We start from the raw sequence: 2,082 nt of genomic DNA, 5'->3' as shown, positions 1-2,082 counted from the left end.
ACGATTCCCTTCTTGTGAGCGTAGTGCAGGGCCTCGCAGACTTGTGGGACAATCGCAAGCGCCTGGTCTGATGTAAGCTCACCTGCCTGTATTACGTGTCGCAGGTCGGTTCCATCGACAAACTCCATAAGAAAGTAGTACAGGCCGTCTTCGGTATGGCCAAACTCGTGAACCGTTACTATTTGGGGATGGTTGAGCTTGGCAAGAGATCGTGCTTCGCGTGTGAATCGTTCGGCAAAGGCCTCAGACTGACCTACCTCCGGCGGTAGGATCTTCAGAGCCACCAGCCTATCAAGCTGTTTCTGCCGGGCCTTGTAGACTGCTCCCATGCCGCCGACCCCCAGCAACTCGATAATCTCAAGCTGGGGGAACTTCTCCCCTAGTGCTCTGTAAAAATTAAATAGTCGTATTCGATATATCCGATAACAACTCCGTAAACTATTATTTTTTTACGGAGAGCGTTATGAATAAAAAGTACATTGTTCGTCTAAGTGACGAAGAACGCCGGGAGTTGGTTGAGGTAATTAACAAGCTCAAGGGGACATCGCAAAAAGTAAAGCGTGCACAAATATTGCTTAAGGCTGATGCCGATGGCCCCAATTGGCCTCACTATCAAATTGCCGAGGCTTTTTTATGTCGCTTCAGAACAGTAACGAAAGTTTGTAAATCTCTGGTGGAAAGAGGTTTTGACATAACTTTGAATGGTAAGAAGCGTGATACGCCGCCTCGTGCCAAGTTGCTCGATGGCAAACAGGAAGCAAAGATCATCGCACTCAGGTTAGGTGAGCCGCCGGAAGGTTATAGCAATTGGTCGCTACGGCTTATTGCCGAGAAAGCAGTTGAATTAGAAATTGTGGAATCCATCAGTCATACGACTGTAAGTAGCACGTTAAAAAAAATAAAATGACGAAGCGGAAAATCCAGTATTGGGTGATACCGCCGGATAAAAACAGTGAATTCGTAGCATGTATGGAAGATGTCCTTAATGTCTATTCCATGCCATATGATCCGGATTTCCCTGTGTTATGTATGGATGAACAGCCGGTGCAACTGCTCAAGGAAACGCGAAACCCAATTGGGGCCACTTTGAATCATCCTCGTAGAGTGGATTATGAATACGAACGTGCCGGAACAGCCAGCATATTTATGTTTACAGAACCTTTGTCCGGCTGGCGTGATGTAAACGCTCGACCTCAACGAAAAAAAGTTGACTGGGCTATTGAAATGGCAGATTTGCTTGAGGGCCGCTATGCCAATGCGAAAAAGGTTCTTCTGGTATGTGACAATTTAAATACTCATACCAAAGGGGCTTTCTATGAAGCTTTTCCTCCGGAGCAGGCACGTAAGTTTGTTGAAAAGATCGAATTTCACTACACGCCCAAACATGGCAGCTGGCTCAATGTCGCCGAAAACGAACTGAGTTCAATGACGCGACAATGCCTGAAAGATAGAAAGATGACAAATATTGATATGCTGAAAAAGGAAACGAGTGCGTGGGCTACGAATTCCAATGAAAAACAGAGAGGTGTGAACTGGCAATTTAAAGTGGAAGATGCCAGATGTAAGTTACGGTCGCTATACCCGAATATTTAATCTTTACAAAGCACTAGGCTGACATATACCGGCCTTTCAGGCCTCACCAAGAGCCCCAAAGGGGCGCCATATATCAGCCCAGGCCGCCAGCCCCAAGTCAAAGACAATACGAACAAAATGCCAGCCCCGAAGGGGCGCCACATATCAGCCCAGGGTGAAACCCTCGGTCACAAGGTTGCACCACCAACAGAGCCCTGAAAGGGCGGCACAAAACGACAGGATCGAATTGTTCGTCAGACGTCCCGCTTCACCCCGCGCAACGCCAACCTGTTGGAGCGAATATTTGAACCGGTGTTTATTGACTGATAGTTGCACTCTGTGCGACCGAAGTTGCAGTATGGCCCGTCTTTTTGCCGACATCTTTATTAATAGGGTGTGGGCAGGTTTTTGTTAAATTGTGACGGGCTGACAATGCTCAATCGCATTCTTGCAGATATGGTTGTGGTAATCCATTTCTTGTGGATTCTGTTTATGATCTGGGGGTTCGGA

General features: G+C 47.1%; 3 protein-coding genes. 2 read left to right on the top strand and 1 reads right to left on the bottom strand.

Annotated elements, in window-relative coordinates:
* On the bottom strand, positions 1 to 329 hold a 329-nt coding region (locus V3S16_RS04145), incomplete at its 3' end, for a protein kinase domain-containing protein (RefSeq protein WP_413883415.1).
* 134 nt (positions 330 to 463) lie between these two features.
* Here V3S16_RS04145 and V3S16_RS04140 point away from each other — a divergent pair.
* Both V3S16_RS04140 and V3S16_RS04135 read left to right on the top strand, forming a co-directional pair.
* Positions 464 to 907, top strand: a complete 444-nt coding sequence (locus tag V3S16_RS04140) for a helix-turn-helix domain-containing protein (protein WP_413883414.1) — start codon at positions 464 to 466, stop codon at positions 905 to 907.
* Complete coding sequence (locus tag V3S16_RS04135) at positions 904 to 1,593, top strand: IS630 family transposase (protein ID WP_413883413.1); 690 nt, start codon at positions 904 to 906, stop codon at positions 1,591 to 1,593. The genes V3S16_RS04140 and V3S16_RS04135 overlap by 4 nt, the downstream gene beginning before the upstream one ends.
* Positions 1,594 to 2,082: the final 489 nt, after the last annotated feature.

The sequence above is a fragment of the Candidatus Desulfatibia sp. genome (assembly GCF_036446775.1).
Taxonomy (GTDB): domain Bacteria; phylum Desulfobacterota; class Desulfobacteria; order Desulfobacterales; family UBA11574; genus Desulfatibia_A.
This window is presented reverse-complemented; position numbering and strand designations above follow the sequence as displayed.

What these genes read in the sequence shown, in the direction of transcription:
- V3S16_RS04140 (WP_413883414.1), top strand. Translation starts at nt 464, where the DNA reads ATGAATAAAAAGTACATTGTTCGTCTAAGTGACGAAGAACGCCGGGAG.
- V3S16_RS04135 (WP_413883413.1), top strand. Translation starts at nt 904, where the DNA reads ATGACGAAGCGGAAAATCCAGTATTGGGTGATACCGCCGGATAAAAAC.